This is a genomic window from Nonomuraea sp. NPDC050227 (assembly GCF_044459705.1).
Classification (GTDB): domain Bacteria; phylum Actinomycetota; class Actinomycetes; order Streptosporangiales; family Streptosporangiaceae; genus Nonomuraea.
This window is the reverse complement of record NZ_JBITJF010000005.1, coordinates 539799-556468: the sequence shown is the minus strand read 5'-3', so window position 1 is coordinate 556468 and position 16670 is coordinate 539799. Positions and strand designations below refer to the sequence as shown.

Sequence of the window (16670 nt, the reverse complement as noted above, 5' to 3'; positions counted from 1 at the left end):
GAGCACGCGGCGATGAAGACGTCAAGTTAACGACGGTCCGGACGGCACAGCCAGCCTCCCGGGCCGAGTAAGGGAGTGCAGTGGCGAAGGTCCGGGTATACGAGCTCGCTAAGGAGTTCGGCGTAGAGAGCAAGGTCGTCATGGCCAAGCTCCAAGAGATGGGGGAGTTCGTCCGTTCGGCGTCCTCGACCATCGAGGCGCCGGTGGTCCGCAGGCTCACCGAAGCTCTGGGCGCATCGAAGGGTGGGCCCTCCAGGGGCGGCGGTTCGTCGTCCAACAGGCCGCAGCCGCCCAAGGCTGCGCCCCGTCCGGCAGAACACCAGGCCGGCAACGGCGCCGCGGAGGCGCCGACCCCTACTCCTCCGCGTCCGGGTCCGGCTCCGCGGCCAGGGCCGCGTCCCGGCCCCGCGGGTCCCGCGGGCGGCGCGCAGCCGCGTCCGCCGGTGCCGATGCCCCACCAGCCGCAGCAGCAGCCCGAGGCTGCGCGCGGCGAGACCTCCGGGGCTCCGCAGGCCCGCTTCGAGAGCGCGGCCGGTTCCGGCGCGCCCGCCCGTCCGACTCCGGGGCCGCGTCCGGGTCCCGCCGCCCGTCCGGGTCCCAAGCCCGGTCCGGCGCCTCGTCCCGGGCAGCCTTCCGGTGGTGGCGGCGGCGGTCAGCAGCAGGCCCCGCGTCCGGGTGCGCCCGCAGGCGGCGGCCCGCGTCCTGGTCCCGGTCCCAAGCCGGGTCCGCGTGGCCCGCGTCCGGGTAACAACCCGTTCTCGTCCAACGCCAGCGGCATGGGCCAGTCGCGTCCGCCGCGTCCCGGCGGCAACCGCGACGGCGGTGGCCCCGGCCAGCGCGAGCGTCGTGAGGGTCCGCCGCGTGACGGCGCGATGCCGCGTCCGCCGCGTCCCGGTGGCGGCGGCGAGGCCGGTCCGCGTCCCGCGGGTCCGCGTCCCGGTCCGCCCGGTGCGGCCGGTCCGCGTCCGGGTCCCGGCGCCGGTGGTCCGCGTCCGGGTGGGCCGCGTCCCAACCCGATGATGATGCCGCAGGGTCGTCCTGCCGGTCCGGGCGGTGGCCCACGTCCCGGTGGCGGCGGCGGTGGCGGTCGTCCCGGCGGCGGTGGCGGCGGTGGCCGTCCCGGCGGTGGCGGCGGTCGTCCCGGTGGCGGCGGCGGCTTCGCCGGTCGTCCCGGTGGCGGCGGCGCAGGTCCCCGTACCGGCACCGGTGGTCCCGGTGGCGGCGGCGGTGGCTTCGGCGGTCGTCCGGGTGGCGGCGGCCGTGGTCGCGGCGGTGGCACGGCGGGCGCGTTCGGGCGTCCCGGCGGCCGTCCCGCGCGTGGTCGTAAGAGCAAGCGTCAGAGGCGCCAGGAGTTCGACAACATGTCGGCGCCGGCGATCGGCGGTGTGCAGGTCGCTCGCGGCAACGGCGCGACGATCCGCCTGCCGCGCGGTGCGTCGCTGTCCGACTTCGCCGACCGTATCGGCGCGAACCCCGCCTCGCTCGTGCAGATCATGCTGCACCTCGGCGAGATGGTGACCGCGACCCAGTCGGTCAACGAGGAGACGTTGCAGCTCCTCGGCGCGGAGCTCGACTACAACATCCAGGTCGTCAGCCCGGAGGAGGAGGACCGCGAGCTTCTCGAGGCCTTCGACATCGAGTTCGGCGAGGACGAGGGCGACGAGGGCGACCTCGCCGCGCGTCCGCCGGTCGTGACCGTCATGGGTCACGTCGACCACGGTAAGACCAAGCTGCTCGACGCCATCCGCAAGACCAACGTGGTGGCGCGCGAGGCCGGTGGCATCACCCAGCACATCGGTGCCTACCAGGTCGCCACGACGCACGAGGGCGAAGACCGCAAGGTCACCTTCATCGACACCCCGGGTCACGAGGCGTTCACCGCCATGCGTGCCCGAGGCGCCAAGTCCACCGACATCGCGGTGCTGGTGGTCGCGGCCGACGACGGCGTGAAGCCGCAGACGATCGAGGCGCTCAACCACGCCCAGGCGGCCGACGTTCCGGTCGTGGTCGCGGTGAACAAGGTCGACAAGGAGGGCGCCGACCCCAACAAGGTCCGCGCCCAGCTCACCGAGTACGGCCTGGTCGCCGAGGAGTACGGCGGCTCGACCCTGTTCGTCGACATCTCGGCGAAGAACGGCACGGGCATCGACAACCTCCTCGAGGCGATCCTGCTCACCGCCGACGCCGAGCTCGACCTGCGGGCCAACCCGACGATGGACGCCCAGGGCATCGCGATCGAGGCGCACCTCGACAAGGGCCGCGGCCCCGTCGCGACCGTCCTGGTCCAGCGCGGCACGCTGCGCGTGGGCGACTCGATCGTGTGTGGCGAGGCCTTCGGCCGCGTCCGCGCGATGCTCGACGACAACGGCGACCCGGTCGAGGAGGCCACGCCGTCCCGTCCGGTCCTGGTCATGGGTCTGACGGCCGTGCCGAGCGCCGGTGACAACTTCATCGTCGTCACCGACGACCGGATGGCCCGCCAGATCGCCCAGCAGCGCGCGGCGCGCAAGCGCAGCGCCGACATGGCGAAGTCGAGCCGTCGCCGCACCCTCGAAGAGCTGTTCAGCGACCTTGAGAAGGGTCGCGTCGACGAGCTCAAGCTCATCATCAAGGGTGACGTGTCCGGTTCGGTGGAGGCCCTGGAAGACGCCCTGCTCAAGATCGACGTCGGCGACGAGGTCAGGCTCCGTGTCCTGCACCGCGCGGTCGGCGCCATCACCGAGTACGACGTCAACCTGGCCGTCGCCGACGACAACGCGGTCATCATCGGCTTCAACGTCCGCCCCGAGCCTCGGGCGCGCGACCTGGCCGAGCGCGAGGGCGTCGACATCCGCTACTACTCGGTCATCTACCAGGCGATCGAGGAGATCGAAGCGGCGCTCAAGGGCATGCTCAAGCCCGAGTTCGAAGAGGTCCAGATGGGCACCGCAGAAGTCCGCGAGGTCTTCAAGGTGCCGAAGATCGGCAACGTCGCCGGTTCGCTGGTCCGCTCCGGCACGATCGTCCGCAACAGCAAGGCCAGGGTGATCCGCGATGGCGTCGTCATCGCCGACAACCTGACCGTCTCGTCCCTGCGTCGCTTCAAGGATGACGCCACCGAGGTCCGCGAGGGCTTCGAGTGCGGCATCGGTGTCGGTTACAACGACATCCGGATCGACGACACGATCGAGACGTTCGAGATGCGGGAGAAGCCGCGGGTCTGACCCGCGGCCGGGCGCCCGGCGGAACCTCCGCCGGGCGCCTCTCGCACGCCCGGGCCCCCTTCCCACCGCAGCGGGCCGGGCGTGCTTCCACCCCACCAGGCCAAGCGGTGGTTTCACACGATGTATGTGGGTGCTCTGACCCTGGACATCCTGCTCGGCGACGTGCGTTCGCTGAAGCAGAAGCGCTCTGTCGTCCGGCCTCTGATCGCCGAGCTGCAGCGACGTTACCCGTCCATCGCGGTGGCCGAGACCGGCCATCTTGACCTGCATCGCAGGTGCGAGGTGGGCGTCGCGGTGATCTCCGCCTCCGCGGGTAACTGCAAAGAGGTGATGGACGCCTGCGAGCGGATGGTGGCCTTCCGCCCTGAGATCGAGTTGCTGTCAGCCAGACAGCGCCTCTACAACGACGAAGATTGAACGACAGCACGGCCAGGTCGTGCGTGAGGGGGAGCGAACATGGTGGATGCCGCACGAGCGAGCAAGCTCGCCGACCGCATCCAGCAGATCGTCGCCGAGATGCTGGAGCGCCGGATCAAGGACCCGCGCCTGGGCTTCGTCACCGTGACCGACACGCGGATCACGGCTGACCTGCGTGACGCGACGGTGTTCTACACAGTGTTCGGCTCCGACGCGGAGCGGTCCGACACCGCGGCCGCCCTGGAGAGTGCCAAGGGCATCATCCGCGCCGAGGTGGGCCGCCAGACCGGCGTGCGCTTCACCCCGACGCTGACGTTCCGGCACGACCCGCTGCCCGACAGCGCCCGCCAGCTCGACGACCTGATCAACGCCGCCAGGGCGCGGGACGCCGAGGTGGCGCGCCGGGCCGAGGGCGCGGCCTACGCCGGCGAGGCCGACCCCTACAAGAAGCCCGATGAGGGTGAGGACGACCAGGCGTGACGTCGCACGTGCGCGCCCGAGCCGAGCAGCCCTCCCAGGAGGCCACGGACATCCCCGAGGCCGCCTGGGAGCGCGCGGTCCAGCTCATCGGCCAGGTCGACGAGGTCGCCCTGGCCTGTCACGTGTCGCCCGACGGCGACGCGCTCGGCTCGATGCTGGCCGTCGGTTACGTGCTGCGCTCGATCGGCAAGCGGGTCGTGGCCTCCTTCGGTGACCAGTACTTCGCGGTGCCGCGGATCCTGCGGTTCCTGCCGGGGCAGGAGATGTTGTGCCCGCCGGCCGACTATCCCGAGGCCCCGGCGTTGATGATCACCTTCGACTCCTCCACGTTCGAGCGGCTGGGCCTGCTCAGCCCCAACGCGGCCAGGGCGGAGGAGGTCATCGTGATCGACCACCACCCGTCCAACGCCGGGTTCGGCACGCACAGCCTCATCGACCCGCGGGCGGCGGCCACGGCCATGCTGGCCGAGCAGCTCATCTACCGGCTCGGCGGCAGCCTCGACCGGGACATCGCCACCTGCCTGTACACCGGCCTGGTGACCGACACGGGCTCCTTCCGCTACGCCTCCACCACGCCGGCCGTGCACCGGATGGCGTCCCGGCTGGTGGCCACGGGCCTGCACACCGACGAGATCGCCCGCGAGCTGTGGGACCGCTCGCCGTTCGGCTACCTCAAGGTGCTGGCCAGGGCGCTCGACCGGGTGCAGCTGGAGGGCTCGATGGTCTGGACGTACGTGCCGCGGGTCGACCGGGCCGCGTACGGGCTGCCGTACTCGGAGATCGAGGGCATGATCGACATCGTCCGCCGTACCGACGAGGCCGAGATCGCGGTCGTGCTCAAGGAGGACGACCACGGCGACTGGCAGGTGTCGACCAGGTCCAAGGGCGGGGTCGACGTGGCGGCCGTGTGCGCCGCGCTGGGCGGCGGCGGGCATCACAACGCGGCCGGGTTCACCTCCTACGACAGCGTGGAGGAGACCATGGCCAAGTTCAGACGAGAGCTGGGGAAGGCTGGATGGCCGAGAGCGGTCTGATCATCGTCGACAAGCCGGGCGAGTGGACCTCGCACGACGTGGTGGCCAAGATGCGGCGCATCGCGGGCACCCGCCGCGTCGGGCACGCCGGCACGCTCGACCCGATGGCCACGGGCGTGCTGGTGATCGGGGTGGAGAAGGCGACCAGGCTGCTCGGGCACCTGGCGCTGACCGAGAAGGTCTACGAGGCCACGATCCGGCTGGGCGTGTCCACCAACACCGACGACGCCGAGGGCGAGACCGTGGCCACGGCGTCGGCGGCGGAGGTGGGCGCGGCCGAGGTGCACAAGGGCGTCGAGGCGCTCACCGGGGCCATCATGCAGGTGCCGCCGCAGGTCAGCGCCATCAAGGTCAACGGGCAGCGGGCGTACAAGATGGCCCGCGCGGGCGAGGAGGTCGCGCTCGCGGCCCGGCCCGTCACCGTGTACGGCTTCGACGTGCTCGACATCAGGGCCGCCGGCGACGTCGTGGACGTCGACGCGGTCGTCACCTGCTCCAGCGGCACCTACATCCGGGCCCTGGCCCGCGACCTGGGGGCCGCGCTCGGCGTCGGCGGTCACCTGACGAGCCTGCGCCGGACCCGGGTCGGCCCCTACGACCTGTCGCTGGCCCGCGGCATCGACCAGCTCGCCGAGGAGTGCGTGGTGCTGCCCATCGGCGAGGCGGTGTCGGCGGCGTTCCCGCGCCGGGACGTGACCGCCGAGGAGGCGCGCGTGATCGGCCACGGCGGCCGGCTGCCCGCGGCCGGGCTCGGGGCCGGCCCGATCGGCGTGTTCGGGCCGGAGGGCGAGCTGCTGGCGCTGGTGGAGGAGCAGGGCCGGATCGCCAAGCCCCTGGCCGTGTTCGCGGGCTGAGCCACGGCCTTCGTCCGTCAGGCGGGCTTGCGGGCTGAGCCGCGGCCCTCGTCCGTCAGGCGGGCTTGCGGGCTGAGGCGCGGCCCTCGTCCGTCAGGCGGGCTTGCGGGCTGAGCCGCGGCCTTCGCTCGTCAGGCGGGTTTGCGGGCGACCAGGATGTCGCGGACGATCGCCTGGTCGACCCAGTGCTCGAAGTCGGGGTAGTCCATGACCTCCAGGCCCGCGCCGGTGAGGATCGCGGCCAGCTCGGCGCTCTTGCCGCCGTAGGTGTTCCAGGAGATGCCCATCGCGCCGCCGGGGCGCAGCAGCTCGGCCCAGACCGGCACGGCCTGCCGCAGCAGCTCCAGCGGGCTGCGGGACAGGCCGCCGCCGCCCTTGCTGCCGTGCTGGACGCCGTAGGGGGCGTCGGTCACGACGACGTCGAACGTGCGGGGCTTGAAGAACTCGCGGCTCTTGAGCGTGTCGGCGTTGACCACCGCCAGCTGCTGCACGTCGCCCGCCTTGACGGCCTCCTTCGACAGCCCGAACGTGACGTTGAGCCGCCGCCCCACCAGCGCCCGCGCCCGCCGCACCGGCACGATCTCGGCGGTGTGCTTGAGCCGCTTGTTGCGCAGCCAGGTCTTGATGAACGTCGTGTACGCCTCGAAGTCCTTGCCGTCGACGTCGAGGCCGTAGGCGTCGTAGCCGTACATGAGGGCCTGGTTGAGGGTGGTGCCGCGGCCGCACATCGGGTCGAACACCGACAACCTCCCGGACATGGGCCGGTCGGAGGCGAGCACGGTGACGTTGAGCAGCAGCTTGGTGAAGTGCTCGTTGGTCTTGCCGGCGTACTTCTGGATGGTCAGCAGGTCGCTGCTCAGCCGGTCGAGGGGGCGCATGGCCAGCGGGCGCAGCAGGTCGCCCTCGACGCCGAAGACCGCGTAGACGGAGGACAGGTTGGACAGCAGCGCGACGTCGGACTCGGACAGCGGCTCGGCGGTCTCGAACGTGATGTACGGGACGCCGCCGATGGTGGTCTCCGCGCTGTCCAGCACGGTGTTCTCGATGGCGTGGTCGCTGAAGACGGCCAGCTCGCCCCTGGTCAGACGTGGGGAGCTCTCGCCGTAGACCCGGTTGAAGGCGGGCAGGATCAGGAGCGCGTATCGAGGCATGATGGCTCATCCTACTTGCGGGAATACCGCGCTCCGCCCCTCGATTGGAGGTGAGCGGGAGGTGCATGGCAGGCTTGTGTCGGATTGATCTGCCACGAACGAATGGGGCCTAGCGTGCGGGGTTCGAGAAGGTCTGTGGTGACCATCGGCGTGTACGACGGGGTCCATCGCGGGCATCGCAAGGTGATCGAGCGGACGGTCGAGCTGGCCCGCGAGCGGGGGGCGCGCAGCGTGGCGGTCACGTTCGAGCCGCATCCCGACGAGGTGGTGCGGCCGGGCACCCGGCGGGCGCGGCTGACCACGCTCAAGCGGCGCGCCGAGCTGCTGGCCGAGCTGGGCATCGACGACGTCGAGGTGGTGGAGTTCACCCTCGACCTGTCCAGGACGAGCCCCGACGACTTCGCCCAGGGCGTGCTGAGCGAGCGCCTCGGGGCGGCGGTGGTCGTGGTGGGTGCGGACTTCACGTTCGGGCACCACGCCGCCGGCGACGTCGAGACGCTGCGCACGCTGGGCGACAAGTACGACTTCGAGGTCGAGGTGGTGCCCCTGCTCGACGGCGTCTCCTCGTCCTCCGCGCGCGAGCTGATCGTCGCCGGTGACGTCGAGGGCGCCGCGGCCGAGCTGGGCCGTCCCCATCGGGTGGAGGGCGTGGTGGTGCGCGGCTACCAGCGCGGGCGGCAGCTCGGCTTCCCGACCGCCAACGTCGAGACGCCGCAGCAGACGGCCATCCCGGCCGACGGGGTCTACGCGGGGTGGCTGGAGTGCGTCCCGGTGGCCAACCTGCCCGCGCCGTACGCGGGCGAGCGGTGGCCGGCGGCGATTTCGGTGGGCACGAACCCGACGTTCGAGGGCGTGCCGCGTACCGTGGAGGCGTACGCGCTCGACCGCGACGACCTGGAGCTCTACGGGGTGCACGTGGCGGTGGAGTTCGCCGCCCGGCTGAGGGGCAACACCCGTTTCGAGTCGATCGAGGCGCTGATCGACCAGATCCACGCCGACGTCGACGCCGCCCGCCGCATCACGTCGTGACGCCGGCCGCGGCGGGCGCGGAACGTTCGCGGGCGCGAAACGCTTGACTCCGATGGTAACCTTGCATGTCGGCTCTGTAACGGTGGCGCTGCTGCGCTGCCCATGACGGCCTTCACGCGGCGACTGTAGGCACGCACGGTCGTTCGCACTCTCATCTCATTCGCGCGTGTCCGTAGATCGAAGGAGAGCCGTGTCCCTCGACACCGCTGCCAAGAAGACCATCATCAGTGAGTACGCGACGGCCGAAGGCGACACCGGTTCGCCCGAGGTGCAGATCGCGCTGCTCAGCAAGCGCATCAGCGAGCTCACCGAGCACCTGAAGACGCACAAGCACGACCACCACAGCCGTCGTGGCCTGCTTCTGCTCGTCGGTCGCCGGCGTCGTCTGCTGAAGTACCTGCAGAAGGTCGACATCCAGCGTTACCGTTCGCTCATCGAGCGACTCGGTCTGCGCCGATAGCATGAAAGGGAGCGGCGCCCGGCGCCGCTCCCTTCTCATATGGCTCCGCCCATGTGGGTAGGAGCACACACGACCGGCGCGTCGTGGCGGCGAGCCGCCGCGCCGTCGGCGTACAACTGAATATCCGAGACACACAGCCCCCGCGTCCGATTCAGCACCATGCGACCCGCGACGCCTGCGGGCCGGTCCTCGGTAGTGGCTTCCGGTAAGAACGACCGGGCGCTTCGATCGAAGACCGGCGCTGCACCTTCTATGGGGGACACGCTGACGGATCGCCGCCACCGTGCCACCGGGCACGACGGATGGGCGGCCGTCTGACGAGCGGGTCCCTTCATAGGCACGAGGGTGCCGGTGAGAAAAGAGGGCGCGGGTGACCGACCACAAGGAGGTCCCCCGTGGAGGGTGTCCACACCGCTGAAGCCGTCATTGACAACGGCTCTTTCGGCACGCGCACGGTCCGGTTCGAGACCGGTCGTCTCGCGCGCCAGGCGGCGGGTTCCGCCGTCGCCTATCTCGACAACGACACGATGGTGCTCTCGGCCACCACCGCGTCCAAGGCTCCCAAGGAGAACTTCGACTTCTTCCCGCTCACGGTCGACGTCGAGGAGCGCATGTACGCCGCGGGCCGCATCCCCGGCTCGTTCTTCCGCCGTGAGGGCCGTCCGTCCGAGGACGCGATCCTGACCTGCCGCCTGATCGACCGGCCGCTGCGCCCGTCGTTCGTCAAGGGCCTGCGCAACGAGATCCAGGTCGTCGCCACGGTCATGGCGCTCAACCCCGACCACCTCTACGACGTGGTCGCCATCAACGCCGCCTCGCTGTCCACGCAGCTCGCCGGGCTGCCGTTCTCCGGCCCGATCGGCGGCGTGCGGGTCGCGCTGATCGAGGGCCAGTGGGTGGCCTTCCCGACGCACCCCGAGCTGGAGCGGGCCACGTTCGACATGGTCGTGGCGGGCCGCCTGCTCGACGACGGCGACGTCGCGATCATGATGGTCGAGGCCGAGTCCACCAAGGACACGCTCAAGCTGGTCGCCGACGGCGCGGTCGCGCCGACCGAGGAGACCGTCGCGCAGGGCCTTGAGGCCGCCAAGCCGTTCATCAAGGTGCTGTGCGAGGCGCAGTCCCGCATCGCGCAGGTCGCCGCCAAGGAGACCGCCGAGTACCCGGTCTTCCTCGACTACCAGGACGACGTCTACAACGCGGTCGAGGCCGCGATCAAGACCGAGCTGGCCGCCGCGCTGACCATCGCCGGCAAGCAGGAGCGCGAGACCGAGCTCGACAAGGTCAAGGCGCTGGCCGCCGAGCGGCTGCTGCCCGAGTTCGAGGGGCGCGAGAAGGAGATCTCCGCCGCGTTCCGCTCGGTGATGAAGAAGCTCATGCGCGAGCGGGTCGTCAAGGAGGGCGTCCGCATCGACGGCCGCGGCACCAAGGACATCCGCGCCCTGTCGGCCGAGGTCCACGTGGTGCCCCGGGTGCACGGCTCGGCCCTGTTCGAGCGCGGCGAGACCCAGATCCTGGGCATCACCACGCTGAACATGCTGCGCATGGAGCAGAACATCGACACGCTCAACCCCGAGCGGACCAAGCGCTACATGCACAACTACAACTTCCCGCCGTACTCCACCGGTGAGACGGGCCGCGTGGGCTCGCCCAAGCGCCGCGAGATCGGTCACGGCGCGCTGGCCGAGCGGGCGCTCATCCCGGTGCTGCCCTCGCGCGAGGAGTTCCCGTACGCCATCCGCCAGGTCTCCGAGGCCCTCGGCTCCAACGGCTCCACCTCGATGGGCTCGGTCTGCGCGTCCACGATGGCGCTGCTGGACGCCGGTGTGCCGCTCAGGGAGATGGTCGCCGGCATCGCGATGGGCCTGATCAGCGAGGGCGGCAGCTACGTCACGCTGACCGACATCCTCGGCGCCGAGGACGCCATGGGCGACATGGACTTCAAGGTCGCCGGCACCAAGGACGTCATCACCGCCCTGCAGCTCGACACCAAGCTCGACGGCATCCCCGCCTCCGTGCTGGCCGCCGCGCTGAAGCAGGCCAAGGGCGCCCGCCTGGCGATCCTAGACGTGATGCAGGAGGCGATCGACTCCCCGGCGGAGATGAACCCGACCGCGCCGCGCATCATCACGATCAAGGTCCCGGTCGACAAGATCGGCGAGGTCATCGGCCCGAAGGGCAAGATGATCAACCAGATCCAGGACGACACGGGCGCCGAGATCACCATCGAGGACGACGGCACGATCTACATCGGCGCCACCGACGGGCCCTCCGCCGAGGCGGCCCGTTCGGCGATCAACGGCATCGCGAACCCGCACATGCCCGAGGTCGGCGAGCGTTACCTGGGCACGGTCGTCAAGATCGCGGCCTTCGGCGCGTTCGTCTCGCTCATGCCCGGCAAGGACGGCCTGCTGCACGTCTCCCAGATCCGCAAGCTGCACGGCGGCAAGCGCATCGAGAACGTCGAGGACGTCATGGGCGTCGGCGAGAAGATCCAGGTCGAGATCGCCGAGATCGACGGCCGGGGCAAGCTCTCCCTCGTGCCCGTCGAGGTCATCGAGAAGGAGGCCGCGGAGAAGGAGGCCAAGGCCGCGGCCGGCGCCGAGGACGGCGAGGCTCCCGCGCCCGAGGCCGACTCCGTCGCCGCCGAGGACAAGCCGGAGCGGCCGCGCCGCACCCGGACCCGCGTGCGCACCAGCCGCCCCAACGAGGGCGACGACCGCAACTCGTGACCGGGCAACCACAGTTCTCGGCACCCCCGAAGCAGGAGGCCTCGTGATGACCACCACGCTGCACCCCGGCAAGGACGGAGCCGGGGTCGTCAGGCGCACCGTCCTGCCGGGTGGGCTCCGTGTGGTGACCGAGACCATGCCGACCGTGCGTAGCGTCGCGGTCGGCATGTGGGTCGGCATCGGCTCGCGTGACGAGGCCCCCGAGCACATGGGGGCCACCCACTTCCTCGAACACCTGCTGTTCAAGGGCACGCCCACGCGGGACGCGATGGAAATCTCGGCCTCCATCGAGGGCATCGGCGGCGAGATCAACGCCTTCACCGCCAAGGAGTACACCTGCTACTACGCGCGGGTCCTCGACGAGGACCTGCCCGTGGCGGTCGACGTGCTCGCCGAGGTGGTGACCAGCTCGCTGATCACCGAGGAGGACGTCGAGTCCGAGCGCGGGGTGATCCTGGAAGAGATCGCCATGCACGACGACGACCCGTCCGACGTGGTGCACGAGCAGTTCGCCGCCGCGCTCTACGGCGACTCGCCGATCGGCCGGCCCATCCTGGGCACGGTCGACTCGATCAACGCCCTGGGCCAGGAGCGCATCGCCGAGTACTACCACCGGTACTACCGGCCGCGTACGACGGTGGTGTCGGTGGCGGGGAACGTGCGGCACGAGGAGGTCGTCGAGCTGGTCGCCCGCGCGTACGAGCGGGCGGGCGCGCTGGAGGGCCCCTACGAGTTCGCCCCGCCGCGCACCAGCGGTCCGGGCGCCGAGACCCGTTCCGGGGTCAGGGTGCTGGACCGGCCGACCGAGCAGGCCAACCTGGTGCTCGGCACGACCGGCATGTCCCGCACCGACGACCGCAGGTTCGCGCTCGGCGTGCTCAACGCCGCGCTCGGCGGCGGCATGTCCTCCCGGCTCTTCCAGGAGATCAGGGAGAAGCGCGGGCTGGCCTACTCGGCCTACAGCTACACCTCGGCCTACGCCGACACCGGGCAGTTCGGGATCTACGTGGGCTGCCTGCCCTCGAAGATCGACGACGTGCTCAAGATCTGCCGCGACGAGGTGTCCCGGGTGGTGGCCGAAGGCATCACCGCCGACGAGATCATGCGCGGCAAGGGGCAGATGCGCGGCGGGCTGGTGCTCGGGCTGGAGGACACCGGGTCGCGCATGTCGCGGATCGGGAAGAACGAGCTGGTCTACGACGAGCTGATGTCGGTCGACGAGGTGCTGGCCCGGATCGAGGCGGTCACCCCCGACGAGATCGGGGAGGTCGCCCGTGACGTCCTGAGCCGGCCGCTCACGCTGGCCGTCATCGGGCCGTACGGGGACAAGGACTTCTCGGAGGCCATCGCCTGACCGGGTTCGCCCCGGCCGGGGTCGTTGTGGAGGGGGAGAGCGGGATTCCGCTCTCCCCCTCTCGGTTCTGGGGGGTGCTTGGGAGGGGGTGGCGGGCGTAATAGGGTTGGGGGCGTGATCAGGGTTGGTGTGCTGGGCGCGCGTGGTCGCGTGGGCGTCGAGGTGTGCAAGGCGGTCGAGGCTGCGGACGACCTGGAGCTGGTGGCCGCGCTCGACAAGGACGATCCCGTCGAAGGGCTCGAAGGCGCCGAGGTGGTGGTCGACTTCACCCATCCCGACGTGGTCATGGGCAACCTGGAATGGGCCATCGCCCACGGCGTGCACCCGGTGGTGGGCACCACGGGGTTCGACGCCGGTCGGCTGGAGACCGTGCGCGGGTGGCTGGAGCGCTCGCCGGGCGTCAACTGCCTGATCGCCCCCAACTTCGGCATCGCGGCGGTGCTCATGATGCACTTCGCGCAGCAGGCGGCCCGCCACTTCGAGTCCGTCGAGATCATCGAACTGCACCACCCGAACAAGGCCGACGCCCCTTCGGGCACCGCCCGGCGTACCGCTGAGCTGGTGGCCGAGGCGCGCGGCAAGGCCGGGCTCGGCGGGATGCCCGACGCCACCAGCACCGCCCTCGACGGCGCCCGCGGCGCCGACGTCGGCGGGGTGCACGTGCACGCGGTGCGCCTGTCCGGGCTGATCGCCCACCAGGAGGTGCTGCTCGGCGGCGACGGCGAGATCCTCACCATCCGGCACGACACGATGAGCAGGTCGGCGTTCACGCCGGGCGTGCTGCTGGGCGTGCGCCGGGTGCGCGAGCTGCCCGGCCTCACCGTGGGCCTGGAGCCCCTGCTCGACCTGTGACCGCTGCACGACGTGCCCATGACCGCATGTGACAGCGGTCATGGGCACGTCGTGAGGAGAGGGTCCCGGCTCCGCACAGCCGGGCCTACGATCATCAACACTAATACCAGCGGCGTGGTCCACCCGAAACATGAGACCGTGTCGTCATGGTGCGATGGGCCGACCCGGGCGAGCTGGCCGGGCTGATCTCTGTGGAACTGGCCGCCGACAAGCTGTTCGAGCAGGCCGGCATAGTCTTCCCGGCGGGCACGACGATGGTCGAGGACGTCACGGACGCGACCTCGGTGCTGGTCGAAGGCGACCCGCCGGCCGGGTTCGCGCTGATCGGCCGGGTCGACGGCAACCTGCATCTCGACCAGCTCGCGGTGCACCCCGACCACATGCGGCAGGGCATCGGCGGGCGGCTGGTGGAGGCGGTGGCCGACCACGCGCGGGCGGTCGGGGCGCCGGCGGTCACGCTGACGACGTTCCGCGACGTGCCCTGGAACGCCCCCTGGTACGAGCGGCACGGCTTCGCGGTGCTGCCCGAGGCCGAGTGGGGGCCGGAGCTGCGGGCGCTGGTGGAACACGAGCGCGAGCTGGGCATCGAGGTGGCGCCGCGGGTCGTGATGCGCCGATAGCCTGGGCGGGTGAGCCGGTTTCGTGATGAGTTGTGGCAGGTCGTCGGCGGTGTGTACGACCAGATCCTGGCCCACCCGTTCCTGTCGGGGCTGACCGACGGATCCCTGCCGCGGGAGGCGTTCCGCCACTACGTGGTGCAGGAGGCGCACTTCCTGCCCGACTACGCCAGGGCGCTGGCGGCGTGCGCGGCGCGTTCGCCGGAGCCGTCCGGCGTGCAGCGCTTCGCCCGCGACGCCGCCATGACCGTCGAGGTGGAGCACAGCCTGGTGGTGGAGCTGCTGGCCGCGTTCGGGCTGGACGAGGCCGACGCGCGCAAGACGCCCGCCGGGCCCACGACGGTCGGGTACACCTCGTACCTGGTGCGCACGTGCTCGCTGGGCACGTTCCCGGAGGCGCTGGGCGCGATCGTGCCCTGTTACTGGATCTACGCCCGGGTCGGCGAGACCCTGCTCGGCCGGTCCTCTCCGGACCCGCTCTACGCCTGGTGGATCGACACCTACGGCGGCGAGGGCTACCAGGAGACCGTGGCGGGAGTGCTCGACCTGCTGGACGGGCTGGCGCCGGCCGGCGAGGAGCGGCTGCGGCTGCTCGACCGCGCGCTCACCACCGCCCGCTACGAGTGGATGTTCTGGGACGCGGCCTGGCGCCGGGAAGGCTGGCCATGCGGCTGAGGGACCTCCTCCAGGCCGGCCAGCTCGCCCTGAAGGTGCTGACCGGGCACGACCTGCTCGACCGGCGCGTACGCGGCGTCGCCACGACCGACCTGCCCGACCCGGCCATGTTCGTCAAGGCGGGCGAGCTGGTGCTCACCGAGCTGACCTGGCACACCGGCCCGGCCTCCTCGCGCGACTTCGTCGCCAAGCTCGGGGACGTGGCGGCGCTGGTCGCCGGCACCGCGCTCAAGGTGCCGCCGGCCGACCTGATCGACGCCTGCGCCGAGGCCGGGCTGCCGCTGCTCACGCTGCCGGTGGACGTGCCGTTCAGCCAGGTCACCGAGCACGTCCTGCGGGCCCTGATCGCCGAGCTGGGCACGCCGCCGCGGCCCGCGTACGCCGCCCGCAGGCGGCTGGCCAGCACCCTGGTCGACGGCGGCAGCCTCACCAAGCTCGTCACGGCGGTGGCGGGCGAGCTGGACGTGCCCTGCTGGGTGCTCTCGCCCACGGGCCGGGTGGTCGTCGGCTCCCAGCCGCTGGACGCCGCGGCCCGGCTGCGGCTGGCGCACACGTTCCTGACCGCCCGTTTTCTGCCCGGGATGGTGACGCAGGAGGACGGCACGGCGCTGTCGGTGTTCCCGGTCAGCAAGGGGGCGCCGCACCGCATCGCCAACTGGTTCCTGGCGTACGCGGGGGAGCAGGTGCAGGGCGAGAACGAGGACCTGGTCGTCGAGCTGGCCGCGCTGGTGGCGCTGGAGCGCTCGCGGCTGGAGGCGGCGCAGCGCATCGAGCGGCGGGTGCTCGACCAGCTCCTGACGCTGCTGGAGTCGGGCGACGCGGCGCTGCCCGGCGTGGTGTCGCGGCTGCACACGCTGCACGTGGAGACCGAGCACGGCCTGCTGGCCGTCGCCCTGTCGGCGCGGCTCGACGACGGTGGCGGCGGCGGCGAGGTCGCCGTGCCCGTGCTGGACGAGCTGCTGCGGCCGCTGGCGCCCGGCATCGTCACGGCCACCGGCCCCGCCGAGGCGGTCGCGCTCGTCCCGCTGGCGGGCAACACGGCCGACGAGCTGACGGCCCACGTGCTCAGGGGCGCGCGCACCCTGGAGGCGGGGCTCGGTCAGGGCCGCATCACGCTCGGGGTGAGCAGCGTGACGACCGGCCCGGCGGCGCTGAGCAGCCTGATCGAGGAGGCCAGGCACGCGCTCACGCTGGCCGGCCTGAGCGGCGACCGGGTCAGCGTGATCACCGGCGACGACGTCAGCTCCCATCGCACGCTGCTGGCCGCCATCCCGGGGGAGCTGCGCCGGGCGTTCCGGTCGCGGCTGCTGGGGCGGCTGGAGTCGTACGACGCGGCCAACCAGACGGACCTGCTGGAGACGTTGCAGGCGTACCTGGAGGAGTCGGGCTCGTGGGCGGCCACGGCCGAGCGCCTGCACGTGCACGTCAACACGCTGCGCTACCGGCTGCGCCGGATCGAGGAGCTGACCGGCAGGTCGCTCAACTCCTGGGACGAGCGGGTCGACTTCATGCTGGCCCTCAGGATGCGCTGAGCCGCGCCCGCACCTCCTCCACACCCGGGTTGACCAGGGCGGAGCCGTCCGGGAAGACGACCGTGGGGATGAGCCAGGAGCCGCCGTTGAGCTCGGCGATGAGGTCGACGGCGCCGGGGGCCTCGTCCACGTCGATCTCGGTGTACGGGATGCCGGCGCGGGAGAGCTGCGCCTTCAGCCGGTGGCAGTGACCGCACCAGGGAGCGCTGTACACGGTGATCATGTATTTCCGATTCGTTAGGTGGGTTTGACTCGTGGCGCAGGCGCCGAATACTCTCAT

General features: G+C 71.4%; 15 protein-coding genes. 13 read left to right on the top strand and 2 right to left on the bottom strand.

What is annotated here, in order from left to right:
* The first annotated feature begins 80 nt into the window (after positions 1 to 80).
* The 5 genes from infB to truB all read left to right on the top strand — a co-directional run bounded on the left by infB (position 81) and on the right by truB (position 5988).
* Entirely contained in the window at positions 81 to 3203 is a 3123-nt protein-coding gene (gene infB, locus ACIBK9_RS22835; RefSeq protein WP_397160883.1) for a translation initiation factor IF-2, read from the top strand.
* 120 nt (positions 3204 to 3323) lie between these two features.
* A complete protein-coding gene (locus ACIBK9_RS22830) occupies positions 3324 to 3620 on the top strand; it encodes a DUF503 domain-containing protein (protein ID WP_352320823.1) in 297 nt (98 codons plus the stop codon).
* 39 nt (positions 3621 to 3659) lie between these two features.
* Positions 3660 to 4100, top strand: coding sequence for a 30S ribosome-binding factor RbfA (gene rbfA, locus ACIBK9_RS22825; protein ID WP_358298430.1), 441 nt, complete (start codon positions 3660 to 3662; stop codon positions 4098 to 4100).
* Complete coding sequence (locus ACIBK9_RS22820; protein WP_364340294.1) at positions 4097 to 5134, top strand: bifunctional oligoribonuclease/PAP phosphatase NrnA; 1038 nt, start codon at positions 4097 to 4099, stop codon at positions 5132 to 5134. Before rbfA ends, ACIBK9_RS22820 begins: the two co-directional genes overlap by 4 nt.
* A complete protein-coding gene (gene truB / locus ACIBK9_RS22815; protein ID WP_397160880.1) occupies positions 5116 to 5988 on the top strand; it encodes a tRNA pseudouridine(55) synthase TruB in 873 nt (290 codons plus the stop codon). The genes ACIBK9_RS22820 and truB overlap by 19 nt, the downstream gene beginning before the upstream one ends.
* Positions 5989 to 6119: 131 nt before the next feature.
* Here truB and ACIBK9_RS22810 read toward each other — a convergent pair whose 3' ends face one another.
* Positions 6120 to 7139 (bottom strand): TRM11 family SAM-dependent methyltransferase, encoded by a 1020-nt coding sequence (locus ACIBK9_RS22810; protein WP_397160878.1) that lies wholly within the window; start codon positions 7137 to 7139, stop codon positions 6120 to 6122.
* 102 nt (positions 7140 to 7241) lie between these two features.
* Between ACIBK9_RS22810 and ACIBK9_RS22805 the strand changes: the two genes are divergently transcribed.
* The 8 genes from ACIBK9_RS22805 to ACIBK9_RS22770 all read left to right on the top strand — a co-directional run bounded on the left by ACIBK9_RS22805 (position 7242) and on the right by ACIBK9_RS22770 (position 16390).
* Positions 7242 to 8168 carry a bifunctional riboflavin kinase/FAD synthetase gene (locus ACIBK9_RS22805; protein ID WP_397160876.1) on the top strand — a complete coding sequence of 309 codons (927 nt, stop codon included), beginning with the start codon at positions 7242 to 7244 and terminating at the stop codon, positions 8166 to 8168.
* A 190-nt stretch (positions 8169 to 8358) separates the two neighbouring features.
* Positions 8359 to 8628 (top strand): 30S ribosomal protein S15, encoded by a 270-nt coding sequence (gene rpsO, locus ACIBK9_RS22800; RefSeq protein ID WP_090945762.1) that lies wholly within the window; start codon positions 8359 to 8361, stop codon positions 8626 to 8628.
* 395 nt (positions 8629 to 9023) lie between these two features.
* The gene (locus tag ACIBK9_RS22795) at positions 9024 to 11360 is read left to right on the top strand and encodes a polyribonucleotide nucleotidyltransferase (protein WP_397160874.1); all 2337 of its coding nucleotides are present in this window, start codon (positions 9024 to 9026) and stop codon (positions 11358 to 11360) included.
* Positions 11361 to 11406: 46 nt separating this feature from the next.
* Positions 11407 to 12714, top strand: coding sequence for a M16 family metallopeptidase (locus tag ACIBK9_RS22790; protein ID WP_397160872.1), 1308 nt, complete (start codon positions 11407 to 11409; stop codon positions 12712 to 12714).
* 114 nt (positions 12715 to 12828) lie between these two features.
* A complete protein-coding gene (gene dapB, locus ACIBK9_RS22785) occupies positions 12829 to 13566 on the top strand; it encodes a 4-hydroxy-tetrahydrodipicolinate reductase (RefSeq protein ID WP_357988077.1) in 738 nt (245 codons plus the stop codon).
* 146 nt (positions 13567 to 13712) lie between these two features.
* Positions 13713 to 14186, top strand: a complete 474-nt coding sequence (locus tag ACIBK9_RS22780; RefSeq protein WP_358298416.1) for a GNAT family N-acetyltransferase — start codon at positions 13713 to 13715, stop codon at positions 14184 to 14186.
* Positions 14187 to 14195: 9 nt separating this feature from the next.
* Positions 14196 to 14858: a TenA family protein gene (locus ACIBK9_RS22775; protein WP_352320742.1), complete on the top strand. Its 663-nt coding sequence runs from the start codon at positions 14196 to 14198 to the stop codon at positions 14856 to 14858.
* A complete protein-coding gene (locus ACIBK9_RS22770) occupies positions 14849 to 16390 on the top strand; it encodes a PucR family transcriptional regulator (protein WP_397160869.1) in 1542 nt (513 codons plus the stop codon). Before ACIBK9_RS22775 ends, ACIBK9_RS22770 begins: the two co-directional genes overlap by 10 nt.
* Here ACIBK9_RS22770 and ACIBK9_RS22765 read toward each other — a convergent pair.
* Complete coding sequence (locus tag ACIBK9_RS22765; RefSeq protein WP_397160867.1) at positions 16377 to 16613, bottom strand: glutaredoxin domain-containing protein; 237 nt, start codon at positions 16611 to 16613, stop codon at positions 16377 to 16379. The genes ACIBK9_RS22770 and ACIBK9_RS22765 overlap by 14 nt on opposite strands.
* Between the last annotated feature and the right edge of the window lie 57 nt (positions 16614 to 16670).